The sequence below is a fragment of the Pseudomonas frederiksbergensis genome, assembly GCF_017114915.1.
GTDB lineage: Bacteria > Pseudomonadota > Gammaproteobacteria > Pseudomonadales > Pseudomonadaceae > Aquipseudomonas > Aquipseudomonas frederiksbergensis_I.
In genome coordinates this window covers 1-661 of the sequence record NZ_JAAUOE010000115.1, presented here as the reverse complement: position 1 = coordinate 661, position 661 = coordinate 1, and the positions used below count along the sequence as shown (strand labels likewise).

Genomic DNA, 661 nt, shown 5'->3' with positions numbered 1-661 from the left:
CTTTCGCGGGCAAGCCCGCTCCTACAGGTTCCGCGGCTTAACTGGCTTGCCCGCGAAGAATCCAACTCGGTCTACCTGAAAGACCTCAAGCCTTCGGCTTGGCCTTCTTCGGCTTCAAATACTTGGTCAACCCCTGAAACCAGATCACCAGCGCCGGGTTGCCCTTGATCTGAATCGACTTGTCCTGAATCCCCGTCATAAACGCCAACTGCTTGTTCTTCGCCTGCATCGTGGCAAAGCCATACGCCGCGTCCTTAAAGGCAATCGCAAATGCAGGCTCGGCATACACGCCGGACTTGCTGGTAATGCGCTGATCCTTCACCACGAAATGCCGCGCCACTTTCCCGTCCAGGGTCTGTAGCTGAAACACCAACGCCTTGTCACCCAACTGCTGCTGAAACGCAGGATTCGTCCGACTGGCCTTACCCATCAACAAACCCATCATCCACAGAAGAAAACGAAATTTCATGCGCACAGCCTCAAAAGAAAAATGAACGGCCGGCGCAGTGTAGCCGCTTCAAGCCCGAACGCCACCATCGGCTTGCGTTAGAAGAAGATGAACCGCTTTTCCCGCATGATGACCGCCAAGTCACGCTTTCCCGCCGCAACCTTGATCATTCCCACGCTCCAGCGTGGGAATGCATCCCGTGACGCTCCGCGT

Annotated in this window: 1 protein-coding gene; it reads right to left on the bottom strand. The window is 55.8% G+C overall.

Annotated elements, in window-relative coordinates:
* Positions 1–85: 85 nt before the first annotated feature.
* Positions 86–469: a helicase gene (locus HCU66_RS26985; RefSeq protein ID WP_205891391.1), complete on the bottom strand. Its 384-nt coding sequence runs from the start codon at positions 467–469 to the stop codon at positions 86–88.
* Positions 470–661 lie beyond the last annotated feature (192 nt).

Excerpts from the sequence above, each read along its gene's own strand:
- HCU66_RS26985 (WP_205891391.1), bottom strand. The coding sequence starts at position 469 with ATGAAATTTCGTTTTCTTCTGTGGATGATGGGTTTGTTGATGGGTAAG.